Below are 16748 nucleotides of genomic sequence, written 5' to 3' on the forward strand. Positions count from 1 at the left end.
GGCGAGGATCGCGCAAGGCCAAGCATCGCGGGCCAAGCATCGCGGGTTGACGGAAATGTCCGGCTAAGGCAGATCGCTGAGAATTGGGCAGGGAACAAGGGCGGATGCAGGCCCGGAGTCGTTTCGACAATGCCGTCCGACGGCTGGAGCGGGGTTAGACTGGCTTGCGACGAACACTGATTGTCTGCCACGACCCGCCCTTTCCGCCAACGTCCGGCAGCGACCTCAGGAATTTCGGCAATGCCATGGCCGCTGCCGCGTTCGGCCCGGCTTGCCTGGCATCGCTCGTGCCGCGGACCAGCGAGGCACAACCTGACGGCCTGGACATCCGTCTGGTTGAGCTAGGCAACAACTCCGACAAGCGCGCGCCCTCGCTTGGCTGGCGAAGGGTCCGAGGCGAGAGCCGGATATCGCTTCCGATGCTGGCGCGCCTCAAGGCGCTCGTGCAGGACTTTCGCCCGGACACGATCGTCGTCGAAGGCGTTGCGCTGTTCAAGCTTCTAGCACCTCTGCGGCCGATGGCACGGCAACTCATCCTCGACATGCACAATGTCGAATCGGATCTCGCCGACCAGCTGCCGCGCAAGAAGAGCTGGCGGCCATTTTCCTCCGGTGTCAGGCCGCTCGAGAAAAAGGCTGCCTCCATCGTCGACCGGATCTGGGTCTGCTCGAAGCTGGACGGAGAGCGGCTGGAAGCGGTCGTCCACCCCCGAATTCCCGTTCATGTCGTGCCGAACGGCATCCCCCGCCCCGACGCGATGCCGAAGTCGCTGCCGCCACAGCCTGCCGTCTCCGGCGGCTTTCCACTCATCCTCTATGTTGGCCATCTGGGCTACGAGCCGAACATCGAGGCGGCCGAACGGTTGGCCCACGCCATCCTCCCGCGCATCCGCGAGAGGCTGCCCACGGCGAAGCTCGTTCTCGCCGGCCGTTCGCCCAAGCCGTCCGCTCGTGTCCTGGCAGGGCTGGACGGAGTCAGCCTCGTCGAGGACCCCGGCGATGTCAGACCGCTCTTGTCCGCCGCTCATCTCACCATCGTCCCGCTCGCCATGGGCGGCGGGACGCGCATCAAGATACTCGAAGCGATGGCCTGGGGGGTCCCGGTCATCGCGACGCCGCTGGCGGTGGAGGGCCTCGGCCTGATCGAGGGCGAAGAGGTGCTGTTGTCCGAGAGTGACGACGACCTTGCCCGCCTGGCGATCGAGCTCTGCCAGGACCGCGCCCGTATCGTCAGCCTGCGCGCCCGGGCCTATGACGGCGCATGGTCCCGGTTCGGGCCGGAAGCGATCCGAGATGCGGTGCGCCAAGGGCTGGGACCGGACGGCGCGGTCCGATGACGAAAGGATGGCCGACTTTCCGCCTGCTCAGTCGTGCAATTCCCTGGAAATCGGCGGGCCAGCCACAAAGTCGGAAAAGCTGGCCTCGAAGCCTTCGCGCTGCGGCGAGCAGCACATGACGCCGACATCGACGCTCTGCGAAGTCGGGAAATAGGCCAGCCGCACCGGTTTCCAATGGCCGTCCGCGACATCGCGATACTGGATGCGGATCGCCTCGGCGTGACGGGTCAGGCGGATCCGAAGGCCGTCCCGGTCCGCGGGAACGGCGACCAGCGACCAGTCGGACCTGTCATTGGTGACGACGACGGAAAAATAGGCGAGGCCATCCGTGTACTCGATGCCGGCCTTGATCCAGTGCGTTTCGCTCAGCCGCATCATCAGCCCGGCCTGGTCGTAAAGCACCTTGTAGTCGCCCTTTACGGTGACCTCGGCGCTGAAGTCGCCCGCGACCGGCCGGTAGAGGAAATGGCCGTTGTCGCGCCGGAAGCCGTAGAAGGTCTCGCGCCAGAAATCGGTCTCCTTGCCGGTGCGAACATGGAGCGTCCCGTCACTCAGCGCATGGTGCGGCGGCGGGTTGAGCCAAGTCATTCCGGCAAGATCCGACATCATCCGGCGAACGTATAGGCCGTCTTCACGGTGGTGTAGAATTCCATGGCGTAACGGCCCTGCTCGCGCGGACCGTAGCTCGAGCCCTTGCGGCCGCCGAACGGCACATGGAAGTCGACGCCCGCCGTCGGCAGGTTGACCATCACCATGCCGGCCTCGGAATTGCGCTTGAAATGCGTCGCGTGCTTCAGGCTGGTCGTGCAGATGCCGGAGGTCAAGCCGAACGGCGTGTCGTTGGCGACTGCCAGCGCCTCGTCATAGTCCTTGACGCGGATGACGTTGGCCACCGGGCCGAAAATCTCCTCGCGTGAGATGCGCATGGCGTTGGTGGAACCCAGGAACAGCGCCGGCCGCAAATAAAAGCCCGGCGTCTCGCGCTCCAGCCGTTCGCCGCCGAAGGCGAGCTCGGCGCCCTCCTGACGGCCGATGGCGATATAGTCCTCGTCCTGCTTGAGCTGAGTCTGGTCGACGACCGGCCCGATCTGCGTCTTGGCATCCAGCGCGTCGCCGATCACCAGCTTGTCCAGGCGCTCCTTCAAGGCGTCGACGAAGCGGTCATGGATGCCTTCGGTGACGATGAGGCGAGAGGACGCCGTGCAGCGCTGTCCAGTCGAGAAATAGGCGCCGTTGACCGCGCAATCGACGGCCACGGCCAGGTCCGCATCGTCGAGCACGACGAGCGGATTCTTGCCGCCCATCTCGAGCTGGAACTTGCGCATGTGCTCGACGCTTGCCGCGGCGACGCGTTTGCCCGTGCCGACCGAGCCGGTGAAGGAGATGGCGTTGACATCGGGGCTGTCGAGCATCGCCTGGCCGACCACCGAACCCTTGCCCATGACCAGGTTGAGCACGCCCTTGGGCAGGCCGGCGCGATGCAGGATGTCGACGATGGTCCAGGCGCTTTCGGGGACCAGTTCGGCCGGCTTGAAGACGATCGTGTTGCCGTAGGCGAGCGCAGGCGCGATCTTCCAGGCGGGAATGGCGATCGGGAAATTCCACGGCGTGATGATGCCGACGACGCCGACTCCCTCGCGCGTCATCTCGACGCCGACGCCGGGCCGAACACTCGGCACCATCTCGCCTGAAAGGCGCAGCGTCTCGCCGGCGAAGAAATCGAAGATCTGCGCCGCACGGATGGTTTCGCCGACGCCTTCGGCCAGGGTCTTGCCTTCCTCGCGGGCGAGAGATCGGCCGATCTCATCCTTGCGCGCCATGATCTCGTCCGAGGTCTTCTTCAGCACGGCGTGGCGGGCCAGCGGCCCGGAGCGCGACCAGGCCGGGAAGGCCGCCTGGGCGGCCGCGATGGCCTGTTTTGCTTCCTGCGGCCCGGCCGAGGCGTATTCGCCGACCACGTCGTTGGTGTTCGACGGGTTGATGTTGCGCGAGCCGGCCTCGCCCAGCCACTCGCCGTCGATCAGGTTCTTGCGGAGCACGGTCATCTTCATTTCCTTCGAGATTGGCTTCGAGATGGCTGGAGCGGCAAGGCGCCGGTCATTTGTCAGACAAATGATATACGCATTGTCCGCCGAAAGGTCTACCGGGCGCTTTCGATAAAGGTAGGCGCGCCGCGGTGGAAGTCCATCGGGCTTGTCCGCGACGACCTGTCACGACGCGGAGCCTGAGGGCATCAGACGGAAAACGACCAGAACAGGCAGGCCAGCGTCGCCGCAGCGAAGACGACGAAGAACAGGCTTCTGAGCAGGATGTTGCGGCGAAGCTCGTTCATGGTGAGATGCGCGGCGACGATCGCCACGACGAACAGGAAGCGCCAGTTGAGAAGCGCCCAGAGCACGTCATGCTGGCCGAGCGCCCAGCGGGCGAGAAGCGAGCCGACGATGGTGGCGAACAGCATGATCGTTGCCCAGAAGATCGCATCGGCGGCGTGGGTGAGCACGACGCCGGCGGCGCGGATGGGCAGGACCATCATCAGCAACGCGCTGAAGAAATAGATGGCGGCTATGGCGAGGAAGGACGCCGCATCGGCAATGCCGTCGAGGCGCTTCATGCCGAAGGCGCCATACGGATAGCCGTGTCTGGCGACCGCCAGCGAAAGCGCCATCAGCAAGGCGCTCAGAACCGTGACCAATGCGAATGTGCCGAGAGCCTTGCTCATGCCGTTCCCTGTCGATACGAATCAGCAGGAACGATTTTAGCTTACGAGGAAGCCTCGCATCGACCCGGCAGCTAGCCGATGCGGTCGCCGCTCTTCGGGTCGAACAGATGCAGCGCCGCCGGATCGGCGGCGAGCCGGATCTTGTCGCCCGGCTTCACGTCGCTGCGGCCCATGACGAAGACGCAGACCTGCTGGCTGGCCAGCCTGACATAGAACTGCGTCGACAGGCCAAGCGGCTCGACCACCTCGACCTCGGCCTTCAGCGCGCCGTCATCTACCAGCCGGATATGCTCGGGCCGCAGGCCGACGGTGAGCGCGTCGCCGTCCTTCAGCGGCAGGCCGTCCGGCAATCTGAGCTTTTGGCCGTCGGCGAGCATGGCATCGACCTTGCCGCCCTTGACGACCTTCGCCGGCAAGAAATTCATGCCCGGCGAGCCGATGAAGCCGGCGACGAAGGTGTTGGCCGGGCGATCGTAGAGCTCCAGCGGATGACCGACCTGCTGCACGCAGCCGTCATGCATGACGACGATACGGTCGGCCATGGTCATCGCCTCGACCTGGTCGTGCGTGACATAGACCGAAGTGGTCTTGAGCTGCTGGTGCAATGCCTTGATCTCGGCGCGCATATGAACGCGCAGCTTGGCGTCGAGGTTCGACAGCGGCTCGTCGAACAGGAAGACTTTCGGATCGCGCACGATGGCGCGGCCCATGGCGACGCGCTGGCGCTGGCCGCCGGAAAGCTGGCGCGGCAGGCGGCCGAGGAAGCTTTCAAGGCCGAGCCGCTTGGCGGCGGCGCCGACCCTGCCGTCGATCGTCGTCTTCTCGGCCTTCTTCAGCATCAGGCTGAAGCCCATGTTCGAGGATACGTCCATGTGCGGATAGAGCGCGTAGGACTGGAACACCATGGCGATGTCGCGGTCCTTGGGTGCGACATCGTTCACCAGACGCTCGCCGATGCGAATCTCGCCGCCTGTAACCTCCTCAAGTCCTGCGATCATGCGCAAGAGCGTGGACTTGCCGCAGCCGGACGGGCCGACCAGGACGACGAACTCGCCATCGGCGATCTCGAGATCGACGCCGTGCAGAATGCGCAGCGCGCCATAGTCCTTCTCGACATGTTGCAGCGTGACGGAAGCCATCTTTTATCCTTTGACCGCGCCGGCGGTGAGGCCGGTGACGAGATAGCGTTGCAGGAAGGCGAAGAAGACGCAGACCGGGATCAGCGCCAGGATGGACGCCGCCATCATCTGCCCCCAGTCGACCGCGAACTTGCCGATGAAGGTGAGCAGGCCGACGGCGAAGGTCTTCTGCTCGTCGCTGGAGATCAGCATCAGCGCGAACAGCAACTCGCTCCACGCGGCGGTGAAGACGAAGCCGAGCGTCGCGCCCATGCCGGGCAGAGTGAGCGGCACGATGACCCTGCGCATCGCCTGGGCCCGCGTGCAGCCATCGATCATCGCCGCCTCCTCCAGGTCCTTCGGTATGCCGTCGAAGAAGGACTGCATGAGGAAGGTGGCGAAGGCGGTGTTGAAGGCGGTGTAGATGATGATCAGGCCGGTCAGGCTGTTGGTCAGGCCGAGATCACCCATGATGCGGTAGATCGGCGGGATGACCATGACCAGCGGGAAGGTCTGGGTCAGCAGAAGCAGGATGGCTAAAGTCGCCTTGCCACGGAAGGTGAAGCGCGACATGGCGTAGCCGGCGAGCGTGGCGATGACCGTCACCAGGGCCGCCGTCGACACCGAGACGATGACGCTGTTCAGGAAATAGCGCGGGAAATCGGAGGCTTCGAGCACGGTGGCGAAGTTCTGAAAAGTCATCTCCGACGGCCAGAAGGTGATGCCTTCGGAATAGAGCAGGCGCTCGGGCGTCACCGAGATCTTCAGCGTCCAGAAGATCGGGAACAGCGCGAAGGTCACATAGGCGGCGATCGCGGCGTAGAGGCCGATGCCGCCGGCGATGCGCGAGGAGGTGGAGCGACCGGCGATCATCAGACATGCCTCACAAGCGTGCGGCGGATGGCGATCAGGCCAATGGCGTAGGCGATCAGCAGCACCAAAAGCAGCACAGCAACCGCGGACGCATAGCCCTTATCCAGCGACTTGAAGGCGCTGACATAGATGTAGACCGGCACCGTGCTGGTCGAGCCCGCCGGCCCGCCCTCGGTCATGACGAAGATCAGGTCGGCGAAGGTAGCGATCCAGATGGTGCGCAGCATGACGGTGATGACGATGGTCGGCGCCAGGAACGGCAGCGTCACCTTGGTGAAGCGCTGCCAGGGTGAGGCGCCGTCGATGGCCGCCGCCTCGTGCAGTTCGGAGGGGATCGACTTCAGCGCCGCGAGCAGCGTGATGGCGAAGAAGGGGATGCCGAACCAGATGTTGGCGACGATCGGTCCCCACATGGCGGTGGCGGGGTCGGACAACACATTGGTCGGCTCGGCCTTCAGCCCAAGCGCGAAGAGCCAGTGCGGCAGCGGCCCGATGATCGGGTTGAACAGCCAGGCCCAGGTGAGGCCCGACAGAAAGGACGGCACCGCCCAGGGCAGGAACACCACCGCCTGCACTATCCTGCGGCCATAGAAGGGCTTGTCGAGCAACAGCGCCAGGCCGAGCCCGAGGAAGAACTGGAAGAACAGGCTGGCGACCGTCCACCACAGCGTGTTGATCAGCGCCTGGCCGAGCACGGCGTCGGAGAGCATCGCCTGATACTGGCCGAGCCCGACATATTCCGATTTGAAGGCGGAGAATTTGCGGAAGGAATAGCTGATGCCGATGATCAGCGGCACCAAGAGCACCACGACCAGCAGGACGATAGCCGGCGAAAGATAGAGCCATGGCTCGATCGCCGTCTTGCTCAGCCGCTTCTTGCGCGGCCGGGCGGCAGATCGGATTTCGGACACTGCGTAGGTCATAAGTTCGGCTCTACGGGTGATGGGTGATGCGGCGTAAGCGACAGCCCCTTCTCTCCGTTCAACGGAGAGAAGATACCGGTTCACCCTACGTAGCTGCAGCGCAGCTGCTGCGTGGGAGGGCAGGCGGATGAGGGGCGCGAACTTACGAAGGTATGGCGCTGCCCCTCATCCGGCCCTATCGGGCCACCTTCTCCCCGTAAGCGGGGAGAAAGAAAGGAGTGTCACTTCTTATTTTTCGCCAGCCAGGCCTGCTGCTCCTTAGTCAGGAACGCCGCCCATTCGTCGGCCACCTGCTTGGCCGGCTTCTGGCCGAGCAGCACTTCCTGGAAATTCTTGATCGCCACCTGGTCGACGAAGTTGCCGAGGTTTTCCAGATGCGTCGGCGGCGTCACCATTTCATATTTGGAGCTGTCGCTGAGCTCGGTGAACCAGCCCTTGAACTGCTCGGTCTTGAAATGGGCGTCCTGGTCGGCGCCGTTGTGGATCGGGATGACGCCGACTTCCTTGGCCCATTCCAGATTGTCCTTGGGCGAGAGCAGCGTCGCCATCAGCTTCCAAGTTTCGTCCTTGTGCTGGGAATTGGCGAACATCGCCCAGCCGGCATAGCCCAGGGTCGGGTAGGATTTGCCGCTCGGGCCCACGGGGAGCGGCGCGACGGCGAAGTCGTCGGCGCTCATCTTGTCGGCGATGCCGAGCAGCGCGTCCGGGTCCTGGTTGAGCATGGCGCAGGTGCCGGAATAGAAGCCGGTCACCGTCTCGTTGAAGCCCCAGCTCACGGCGTCCTTCGGCGCCAGGCCGTTCTTGTACATGTCGGCCAGCATCTGCAGGCCCTTGACCGAGCCCTCGTCGTTGATGGTCGAGGTGCCGTCGTCGGTGAAGTAGCCGCCCTTGCCGTCGGCGATGTTCATGAACATGTGCATGCCGTTGAAGGCGCCGGGACCGCCGCGCAGGCAGTAGCCGTATTTGCCGGGAATGGCCGAAATCTTCTTCGAGAACTCGACGAACTCGTCGAGGGTTGCCGGCGGACGGTCGAGGCCCGCTTCCTTGAACAGCTTCTTGTTCCAGAACAGCGCGTTCACATAGTAGCCGTAAGGGATCATGAACTGGGTATTGTTGACGGTCGAGCCGAACTGCTTGGCGCGGTCGCCCAGCGTCTTGGCGTCGTCCCACTTAGCCATGTAGGGGCCAAGATCCTCGAGCTGGCCGTTATTGGCGTAAAGTCCCATCCAGCGCTCCGGCATCTCGACGACGTCGGGCGTGTCGCCGGCCTGCACCATGGTGAGGAATTTTTCGAATGCCTGGCCCCAGGGCAGCGAGACGAGCTCGACCTTGATGCCGGGATTGGCCTGCTCGAACTCGGCAATCTGCTTCTTGAGGAATTCGGTGCGCGGCGGGCTGGTGATGACCTCGACCATCTTGACGGTGGTATCGGCGAGCGCGCTGCTGGCAGAGATCGCCAGGCCGGCGACGGCGGCAAGCATGAACGTCAGTCTTTTCATGTTCGGAACTCCCATTTTGAACACCTTATTTTTTTGACTTCCCGAAGGCCTGGGCGATGTCTGCCCAGAGGTCCTCGATATTTTCCAATCCGACATTGAAGCGGATGGTTCGGGGGCTGACGCCGAAGCGCGCCATCGAATTGAGACCCGGCGTCTGCTCGAGCGAGGCCTTTGCCGGCACGACCAGGCTTTCATGGCCGCCCCAGCTGACGCCGATGCGGAAGAGCTTCAGCGCATCGACGAAAGCCGGAATGTCGACATCCTCCGTGACTTCGAAGGAGAACAGCCCGGCATAGCCGGCGAGCGTCTTCTTGCCGGGATGGTTGGAGTAGGCGGGGTGATTGACCCGCTCGACCTGGCCATGCGCCTTGAGCCGCTCGGCAAGGGTCAGACCGCTCTTCATGTGATGCGGCAGTCTCAGCGGCAGCGTGCGCAGGCCGCGCAGCAAAAGCCAGCCCTCGAAGGGCGAGAGCTTGCCGCCGAGCGAGGAGTAGGTCTGCTCGTTGATGTGCCTGATATGTGCGGCGGAGCCCGCCACGACGCCGGCGACGGTGTCGCTGTGGCCGCCGAGATATTTCGAGGCCGAATGCAGCACCAGATCGACACCGTGCGCGATCGGCTTCTGGAACACCGGCGTGGCCCAGGAATTGTCGATGGAAGTGACGATGCCCTGTTCCTTCGCCAGCCGCGCCAGATGGGCGATGTCCTGCAGCTCGAACATCATCGAGGTCGGGCTTTCGAGGTAGAGCAGCTTTGCGCCAGGCAGCGCCGCCGCGACCGCGTCCGGATCGGAGCCATCGACATAGTCGACCTTGATGTTGAGACGCGGAAACAGGCGCTCGAACAGACGGTAGGCGTCGCCATAGCAGTTGCGCACGGCAACGATGCGCTCGCCGGCGCCGACGAAGGCGAGCACGGTGGCGCTGATCGCGGCCATGCCGCTGGAGAAACCGCGCGCCGCTTCGGCGCCTTCGAGCGCGGCGACGCGCGCCTCGAACTCCATCACCGTCGGATTGTCGCCGCGCGAATAGATCGGCTGGCGGCGACGACCGGCGAAGGTATCGGCCATGTCGGCGTAATTGTCGAAGGTGAACAGCGAGGTCTGGTAGATCGGCGGCACCACCGCGCCGCCGGGGAACGGATCGTCATGCGCCAGAAGCGTCGCCGCCTCGCCGAGATAGTCGCTGGCCAGGGAAGCCGGGTCGAAGCTTGTGGGCTGCTCGTTCATTTGCGGTCCGAAAGTTTGAGGTTGGCAGCACCGCGCTTCAGGTCGTCCTCGACGGTGGCGATGAGCTTCAGCGCCTCGGCGCGGGCCCCCTCGGGGTCATGCGCGGCGATGCGGTCGAAAATGGTGCGGTGGTAGGGAAAGCTGGCGTGGCCGAAATCGCGCACGCCGAGCGGATGTTCCCAGAAGCGATGGAACAGCTCATACATGGCGGCGATGATCTGCTCGAACAGCGGATTACCGGAGGCGCGGAAGATCGCCTGGTGGAATTCCCAGTCCTCCTCCGAGGACATGCCGTCGCGGGTGCGGAAGGCCTCTTCCATGATGTCCAGCTTGCGCTCGATCTCGGCGAGCTCGGCCTTGCCGGCGCGGATGGCGCAGAGCGCGGCGGCCTCCGCCTCCAGCGCGCGGCGAATCTCCAGCGTGGACATCAGGCCGGCGAAATCGTTGCCGCGGGCAAGCGTCAGCGGCATGTGCAGCATGTCTGGCGAGACGGCGGCCTTGAGATAGGTGCCGCTGCCCTGCCGCCGCTCGACGAGACCCAGCCCTTCCCAGCGCGTCAGCGCCTCGCGCACCGTGTTGCGGCTGACCTTGAGACGCTCGGCCAGGATACGCTCGGTCGGAAGTTTTTCGCCGGGCCCCAGCGCCTCCTGCCTGACGAAGCCCGCCAACGCCTTCAGCACCGCGTCATCGCGGGCGGTCGTCTGGATGGGCGGGAGGCTGTCTGTCACGCCGGCGGGACCTAAAGTGGTTCAATGGTCCAACCAATTTCTGCACAGGCCGAATTGAGAGTCAACAACCGAAATCGGGGGCAGAACCGAACGGCGCGGAGATGCGCCATTCGGTCCGATCGGCTCAGAGCGGTTCACCGTTCACGGAAACCACTCTATCTCTTCGTTTTGACGCAGTTCCGAACGGAGGCTGCGGCGAAGTCGCCGAGCCTGAGCGTTTCATACTTTTCCTGGAATTGCTCACATCTAGCCGCGGCTGCGCGCCGGCGTGGCGGCCGTGCGGGCGCCGCGCCAGCGGGCGAACATTTCCTCGCGAGCCCGCCGCGAACCCGCGAGCCGCTCTTTTGCCTGCGCCAGGACAGCCGGCGGAGCCTCGGCAGGCGTGCCCGACCGGAAAGGAGGAGCCGGGGCATATTCGAGCGAGAGCTGCACCGTTTCGGCTTCGGCCTGGCCGAGGAGCCTCGCAACCAGCGCCAGGCCGAAATCGATCCCCGAGGTGACACCGCCGGCGGTAATCAGCCTGCCGTCCTCCACGATTCGCGCATCGACGGGCACCGCCCCGAACTCTTCAAGGAAGTCATGCGCATACCAATGTGTCGTCGCTCGCTTGCCCTTGAGCAGCCCAGCCGCGCCGAGCACCAGGGCGCCGCTGCACACCGAAGTGACATAACGCGCCTGCGCCGCGCGCTCCCGCACGAAATCGAGGACCGCCTGGTCCTCCAGCAGCGCGTTGACGCCTCCTCCGCCCGGAACGCACAGCACGTCGAGAGGCGGACAATCGTCGAAGGTCACGGTCGGGTTGAGGGCCAGTCGCGTCGACGACATTACCGGATTGCGGTCCTTCCAGATCAAATCCACCTCGGCGCCCCTTGCCGATGCCAGGACCTCGTAGGGGCCGGTGAGGTCGAGCTGCTGGACGTTGGGGAACACGAGGATGCCGAAACGAAGGGTCATGGAAATCTCCGCAGGTTGACTCCCGGCAATCTAAGGCATCATGCTTTGGCGCGATCGCCAATCATCCCTCGTTTCCGGCCAAATCAATGCACCGCATCGAAGTTCTTGCCTATCCCGACGTCCAACTCCTCGACGTCAGCGGGCCACTTCAGGTCTTCGCCAGCGCCAACGACTTCATGCTGCAGGCAGGTGAGCCCGCGGCGTACGAGGCCGTGGTCGTCGCCGCTTCACCGCGGGTGAGAACGTCGGCAGGTCTCGTGCTCGAGACCGCGGCGCTCTCGCCGCCCAATGCCGAGATCGATATGCTGATCGTGCCAGGCGGGTGGGGCGTCAACGCGGCCTGCGAGGATCCCCAGCTCGTCCAGTGGATCATCGGCCGCTCGCGCGGCGCCAGGCGAACGGCTTCCGTCTGCAGCGGCGCCATGCTGCTGGCGACGACCGGTCTCCTCGATGGCCGTCGCGCGGTCACCCATTGGGGGCGCTGCGCGGAATTCGCCCGGCGATTTCCTGCGGTCCGCCTCGAACCCGATCCGATCTTCATTCGCGACGGCAATGTCTGGACGTCCGCCGGCGTGACGGCGGGAATAGATCTGGCCCTTTCCTTCGTCGAGGCCGACCTTGGCCGGCGCATGGCGCTTGCGGTGGCGCGCGAGTTGGTCGTCTTCCTGAAACGCCCAGGCGGCCAGGCGCAGTTCAGCCAGGCACTCAAGCTGCAGGATGGCGATGGGCGCTTCGACAAGCTGCATGGCTGGATTCTGGAAAACCTGGGCAGCGACCTTTCGCTGCCGAAACTGGCCGAACGCGCCAATATGAGCCCGCGCAGCTTCTCGCGGCACTATCGGGAGGCAACCGGTCGGACACCCGCCCGCGCGGTCGAAGAGATCCGCATCGAGGCCGCACGACGGATGCTGGAACAGGGACTGGCCGTGAACCAGACGGTCCGGCGCTGCGGCTTCGGCTCGGAAGAGACGATGCGACGCGGCTTTCTACGCACCCTCGGCACCAACCCGCGTGATTACCGCGAGCGGTTCTGACCGTGCCTTCTCGCGCCAGCCGGCAGGGCTGGCCGCCGTCACACGCCGGAACTCACGGTTGAAATTCGATTTGGTCTGGAAGCCGGATTCCAACATCACCGCTGTCACTGACATATCGGTATCACGCAGTAGCCGGCAGGCTTCGGCAATGCGGAAATCATTGATGTATCGCGAAACGTTCTTGCCGGCCAGCCGGTTGACCGCGCCGGAAATCTGGCGGGCAGGCACACCGGCGCGGCGTGCCAGCCGCGACAATGTCAGGTTCTCGTCACGGGAGAGTTTCTGCTCGACCAAAAGCTTGTGGATCCGGTCGAGGACCTGGCGGTCCTGCGCCGTCGCGTATGTAGCTGCAGCCTCCACGGCGGCAACGGGCTCGGCCCGCGCGCGAGCGGCGACTATAGCCGTCAGGCCGATGAGGAGCAGGCCGAGAAAATTTGCATTGCTGACCAGGAAGGCTGCGTTCTTGCCCCTGCTCCATTCGAAATCCATGAAGACCGCGAAATCGAAGAAGGCCGACAGACAGAGCGACAAGGCGGCAATGACGAGCGCCCGATGCGCGGCGACCGCACCGTCGAAGCGCGCCTCGTCCAGCGCATCGGGGCCGGCGCGGCCAAGATCGAGCACGGCCAGTGCATAGCCGACAAAAATCACGATAAGCGCAGGATCGATCAGCCGCGGGGCCAACGGCAGCAATGCCAGAACGAGAGCAGGCGGAGCCGCATGCAGCCAGCGGAAGCCGTTTGCGTCCCCGGTGCCGCGATGAATCAGGCTGCGAAAACTTGTCAGCACCAAAGGCGGCAGGCAACTTGCCACCACAGGCAGCACATAGCGCAGCGCCGTTATGTCGTAGCCCCAGCGCAGGCCGATGAAGACCGATTGCAGGGCGCACAGGCCAACCAGGGCGAGGAATGGCCGACTTGGCCGCTCGGCGCGCAGCATACGGCCAAGCAGGATCAGCAGCAGCAGGGCAACGACGAAAGGCAGCGGAACGAAAATCACGGCAGTCTCGAGAGCAATCGACTGCCGGGATAATGGCCCAGATCGCGATCAAGAACGACCTCGATCGCGATCCAGGACGCGCAAGAAAGGCGTCATCGGCAAATCATCGCCCGGCCTTTTCGACCAAGCGAGGTTTCCCATGACGCTTTCCCGTATCCTCTCCGCCGCCGCGCTTGTGGTGGCGACCGTCGCACCGGTGCATGCCGCCGAAGTCGGTCTGCGCGAAATTTCAATCGCCGCGCCGGAACGCGGCCGCGATCTCCAGGTGTTCGTCTGGTATCCGGCCGAGGCCGGCGGCGAAGCCATCGTGCTCGGCGACAACAAGGCTTTCAAGGGCGTGCCGGCCTTCAAGAATGCGCCACCGCTCGAGGGGCGCTTTCCCTTGGTCGTGCTGTCGCACGGGTCAGGCGGGCGCGTGCAAGGCATGGCCTGGCTGGCGACGGAACTGGCCAGAGCGGGCTTCATCGTGGCCGGCCCCAATCATCCCGGCACGACCAGCGGCGACTCGACGCCGGCCGAGACGCCGAAATTGTGGGAGCGCACACAGGATCTTTCGGCCGTGATCGACGCGATGACGGCCGATCCGACATGGGGCAGCGTCGTCGACGGCGACAGGATCGGCGTGCTCGGCTTTTCGCTCGGCGGCGCCGCGGCGATGGAGATTGCCGGCGCCCGCGCCAGCCTCGACGCCTATGCCCACTATTGTGACGAATACAAGAAATGGGACTGCGCCTGGTATGCGGGCGGCATCGGCTATCGCAACGACGCGGTCGTGCATGTCGACAAGCTCGACCTGCGGACGATCGACAAGGCACGCTTCGACCAATCAAACCTTGACCCCCGTGTCAAAGCGGCCGTGCTGGTCGATCCCGGCCTTGCGCCGGCCTACGACGCCGCGAGCCTTAAGGCGATCACGATCCCGATGGATTTCATCAATCTCGGCAGTGTCGATACGATCCCCGAGGGGGTGATTGCCGACAAGCTGGCGGCGCTGACGCCGCGAGGAACTTATGCCTCCGTCAACGGCGCCATCCATTTCAGCTTCCTGCAGGAATGCAAGCCAGGCGGCGCCGAGCTGCTGAAGGACGCGGGTGAAATCGACCCTATTTGCGCCGACGGCGGCAGCCGGTCACGCGCCGAGCTTCACGCCGAGCTGATCGGCTTGATACGGAGCGACCTGCAGCGGACCCTCAAGGACCCCATGTGAGTGCACGGCGGCCTGGCCGAGCTCGGTCAGCGCGTAGATGCCGCGCTCCGCCCTGGCGAACCAGCCATAGTAATTGTGCAGCAGGATGCTGGCCGCGCGCGGCGAAAGAGCCTTGAGGTCGCGCGGCCGCTTCGGGCCGTCGGCCATGGCGGCGGCGCAGGCGATGGCCTCCTGGCGGTAGGCGGTCATGATGGGCTTTCGCCGCGTGCTGCCGCCGATGGACGGGTCGCCCTTGCGGCGGTGATGTTCCTCGACCAGGCGCGAGCGGCGCCTCGGGTCGCGCCGGGGCGGCACGGCGGCCGGGCTGAGCAGCAGCTCGACCTTGCCCTTTCCGTCGACCGCCAGCAGGCCGAAGCCAAGCCGCCGGCAGAGCGCGCGAAAACGGCGGTCGTGCTCGCGGCCCTTGCCGCGCGCCGACATCCGGGCGGCGAGCCAGACTTCGTCGCAGGCCGCCGCGCGATCGACGCCCTGCAGCACGAGTTCGAGATTGAACTGCAGCTTCAGCTCGCAGATGACGACCACGGGCGGCTCTCCCTCGCGCAGCCCGACGATGTCGCAACCGCCGACTTCGCCCTTGACGGTGAAGTCCAGGCTCTCGAGGAACCGCTTCACCGGGGCATAGAGGGATGTTTCCTGCATGGCAAAGGCATAACCGATTCGCGGCTAACCGACCCAGCACAAGCAGGTGAGATTTCCGCCGCTGTTCGGCGGATCCGCTTGCGGACCGACGGCTGACAGACCAAAGCGCGTCGCGATCTTTCAGGTTCGCTCCCTGCGCTTTAGGTTTACGCATGTCTTTGCCCCGAAACCGGTTCCCACTTTCGGGAGACATGCTTTAGCGACGACCAGCTGTTGGAAGAGACGGCATTGGATCGATCCGAGGGGAAGTTCCTGTCGATTGCCGAGCAGGCTCCGTGGATTATTGCCTGGCGAACGAGCCTGAATAGGTTTGGCCGGCAAGCGCATAGGTGGCGGCCAGCGTTCCGTCGGGCTGCATCGTAAAGGTGGCGTCCGCGCCATTCGGCAGGCGCCCAAGCTTCAATGTGTTTCCGACAATCCTGCCGGCGCCGTCGGCGACCCCCGGCTTGTAGTCGGCTACATCACCCCAGGCATAGCTGACCGTCACCTGACCGCCGAAAGAAACCGTCAGCACGGCCAGCTTGCCTTCATACATGCCATCCAGCCGTCCGGCCCATATGCCTGAAAATGCGGCATATCTGGCCGGAACGCCCTTGCCGGGAGGCGTGATCGCCACGGTTTGGTCCAAGACAGCCAAATCGGGGGACGCAGGCGCCGCGACGACAGCCGGAGCAGGTTGCGGCGGAGGAAGAGGCGTCGTCTCGGGAGCCGACTGGCAGGCGGCGAGCGCGAATGCCGAGAAGCCGAGCATGAGATAAGGACTGTTTGGTGGAGCCAATCGGAATCGAACCGACGACCTCTTGAATGCCATTCAAGCGCTCTCCCAACTGAGCTATGGCCCCACTCCCGGCAGTCAGCCGGCGCCGTTTCCGGCGAAGAGATCAGGCGCGGCTGGGAACCGCGCCGTCGTTTAGTGCTGGCGGCTTCTAGCGCCGCCTTCGGTCAAGATCAAGCCTTGAAAGGCCGCTTTTTCGTCACAGGCCAAAATGGCCGGCAAACGATCAAAATCAGACCTCGTCCTCGTCGTCGCCGACGCCGATCATGTCGGAGACGTCGTCGTCCTCTTCCTCCTCGTCGGCAAGGAAGGTGTCGTCGTCATCGTCGCCGAGATCGACATCATCCTCGTCATCGTCGAGATCGGGCAGATCGTCGCCGCCGCCCTTGGTCTCCTCGTCCGCGTCCTCCAGCGAGACGATTTCGGCGCCTTCCTCCTCCTCGGCGTCGATTTCCTTTTCGGAGACGTCCTCATCCTCCTCGATGGCGGAGATCTTGCCCTCATCGAAATAGGAGCGCGGATAGCTCTTGCCGGTATAGGGCGAGACGATCGGGTCCTTGTTCAGGTCGTAGAATTTCCGCCCCGTTTCGGGGTCGACACGCTTTGTGCCAAGTTCAGGTTTTGCCACGGCAAGCCTCGTCAAAAAAAGAATGGTCCCCTTAACCGCAGTTTTCCGTGCTGTCAAAGCCAAAAGACATGTCCCGAAAACCCGCTT

General features: G+C 64.4%; 17 protein-coding genes and 1 tRNA gene. 3 read left to right on the plus strand and 15 right to left on the minus strand.

Features of this window, described 5'->3' with window-relative positions:
- Positions 1 to 245 precede the first annotated feature (245 nt).
- Entirely contained in the window at positions 246 to 1337 is a 1092-nt protein-coding gene (locus QAZ47_RS01395) for a glycosyltransferase (protein WP_278232244.1), read from the plus strand.
- Positions 1338 to 1364: 27 nt separating this feature from the next.
- Here the strand turns inward: QAZ47_RS01395 and QAZ47_RS01400 are convergent, their stop codons facing one another.
- The 10 genes from QAZ47_RS01400 to QAZ47_RS01445 form a co-directional block, all read right to left on the minus strand.
- A complete protein-coding gene (locus QAZ47_RS01400) occupies positions 1365 to 1946 on the minus strand; it encodes a DUF1349 domain-containing protein (protein WP_278232245.1) in 582 nt (193 codons plus the stop codon).
- Positions 1943 to 3382, minus strand: coding sequence for an aldehyde dehydrogenase family protein (locus QAZ47_RS01405; protein ID WP_278232246.1), 1440 nt, complete (start codon positions 3380 to 3382; stop codon positions 1943 to 1945). Before QAZ47_RS01405 ends, QAZ47_RS01400 begins: the two co-directional genes overlap by 4 nt.
- A gap of 188 nt (positions 3383 to 3570) precedes the next feature.
- Positions 3571 to 4056: a hypothetical protein gene (locus QAZ47_RS01410; RefSeq protein ID WP_278232247.1), complete on the minus strand. Its 486-nt coding sequence runs from the start codon at positions 4054 to 4056 to the stop codon at positions 3571 to 3573.
- A gap of 71 nt (positions 4057 to 4127) precedes the next feature.
- Positions 4128 to 5195: a sn-glycerol-3-phosphate ABC transporter ATP-binding protein UgpC gene (gene ugpC / locus QAZ47_RS01415; protein WP_278232248.1), complete on the minus strand. Its 1068-nt coding sequence runs from the start codon at positions 5193 to 5195 to the stop codon at positions 4128 to 4130.
- A 3-nt stretch (positions 5196 to 5198) separates the two neighbouring features.
- Positions 5199 to 6047 carry a carbohydrate ABC transporter permease gene (locus QAZ47_RS01420; RefSeq protein ID WP_278232249.1) on the minus strand — a complete coding sequence of 283 codons (849 nt, stop codon included), beginning with the start codon at positions 6045 to 6047 and terminating at the stop codon, positions 5199 to 5201.
- Positions 6047 to 6970, minus strand: coding sequence for a sugar ABC transporter permease (locus QAZ47_RS01425; protein WP_278232250.1), 924 nt, complete (start codon positions 6968 to 6970; stop codon positions 6047 to 6049). Before QAZ47_RS01425 ends, QAZ47_RS01420 begins: the two co-directional genes overlap by 1 nt.
- Before the next feature lie 221 nt (positions 6971 to 7191).
- The gene (locus QAZ47_RS01430; protein ID WP_278232251.1) at positions 7192 to 8469 is read right to left on the minus strand and encodes a sugar ABC transporter substrate-binding protein; all 1278 of its coding nucleotides are present in this window, start codon (positions 8467 to 8469) and stop codon (positions 7192 to 7194) included.
- Positions 8470 to 8494: 25 nt separating this feature from the next.
- A complete protein-coding gene (locus tag QAZ47_RS01435) occupies positions 8495 to 9697 on the minus strand; it encodes a PLP-dependent transferase (protein ID WP_278232252.1) in 1203 nt (400 codons plus the stop codon).
- Positions 9694 to 10425, minus strand: a complete 732-nt coding sequence (locus QAZ47_RS01440; protein ID WP_278232253.1) for a FadR/GntR family transcriptional regulator — start codon at positions 10423 to 10425, stop codon at positions 9694 to 9696. Before QAZ47_RS01440 ends, QAZ47_RS01435 begins: the two co-directional genes overlap by 4 nt.
- A 246-nt stretch (positions 10426 to 10671) precedes the next feature.
- Positions 10672 to 11379 (minus strand): DJ-1/PfpI family protein, encoded by a 708-nt coding sequence (locus QAZ47_RS01445; RefSeq protein ID WP_278232254.1) that lies wholly within the window; start codon positions 11377 to 11379, stop codon positions 10672 to 10674.
- An 86-nt stretch (positions 11380 to 11465) separates the two neighbouring features.
- On the opposite strand from QAZ47_RS01445, the gene QAZ47_RS01450 reads away from it, so the two are divergent.
- Positions 11466 to 12413 (plus strand): GlxA family transcriptional regulator, encoded by a 948-nt coding sequence (locus tag QAZ47_RS01450; RefSeq protein WP_278232255.1) that lies wholly within the window; start codon positions 11466 to 11468, stop codon positions 12411 to 12413.
- Here QAZ47_RS01450 and QAZ47_RS01455 read toward each other — a convergent pair.
- On the minus strand, positions 12366 to 13352 hold the full coding sequence (locus QAZ47_RS01455; RefSeq protein ID WP_347567179.1) for an AraC family transcriptional regulator: 987 nt from the start codon (positions 13350 to 13352) through the stop codon (positions 12366 to 12368). The two genes, QAZ47_RS01450 and QAZ47_RS01455, sit on opposite strands and share 48 nt — an antisense overlap.
- Before the next feature lie 199 nt (positions 13353 to 13551).
- On the opposite strand from QAZ47_RS01455, the gene QAZ47_RS01460 reads away from it, so the two are divergent.
- Positions 13552 to 14619, plus strand: coding sequence for an alpha/beta hydrolase (locus QAZ47_RS01460; RefSeq protein WP_278232257.1), 1068 nt, complete (start codon positions 13552 to 13554; stop codon positions 14617 to 14619).
- Here QAZ47_RS01460 and QAZ47_RS01465 read toward each other — a convergent pair.
- The 4 genes from QAZ47_RS01465 to QAZ47_RS01480 all read right to left on the minus strand — a co-directional run bounded on the left by QAZ47_RS01465 (position 14542) and on the right by QAZ47_RS01480 (position 16661).
- Complete coding sequence (locus QAZ47_RS01465; RefSeq protein ID WP_278232258.1) at positions 14542 to 15258, minus strand: DUF2161 family putative PD-(D/E)XK-type phosphodiesterase; 717 nt, start codon at positions 15256 to 15258, stop codon at positions 14542 to 14544. The genes QAZ47_RS01460 and QAZ47_RS01465 overlap by 78 nt on opposite strands.
- Positions 15259 to 15538: 280 nt before the next feature.
- Positions 15539 to 15874, minus strand: coding sequence for a hypothetical protein (locus QAZ47_RS01470; RefSeq protein WP_278232259.1), 336 nt, complete (start codon positions 15872 to 15874; stop codon positions 15539 to 15541).
- A gap of 150 nt (positions 15875 to 16024) precedes the next feature.
- Positions 16025 to 16100, minus strand: a tRNA-Ala gene (locus QAZ47_RS01475).
- A 165-nt stretch (positions 16101 to 16265) separates the two neighbouring features.
- Positions 16266 to 16661, minus strand: coding sequence for a TIGR02300 family protein (locus tag QAZ47_RS01480; protein ID WP_278232260.1), 396 nt, complete (start codon positions 16659 to 16661; stop codon positions 16266 to 16268).
- Positions 16662 to 16748: the final 87 nt, after the last annotated feature.

This window comes from Mesorhizobium sp. WSM4904, assembly GCF_029674545.1.
Classification (GTDB): domain Bacteria; phylum Pseudomonadota; class Alphaproteobacteria; order Rhizobiales; family Rhizobiaceae; genus Mesorhizobium.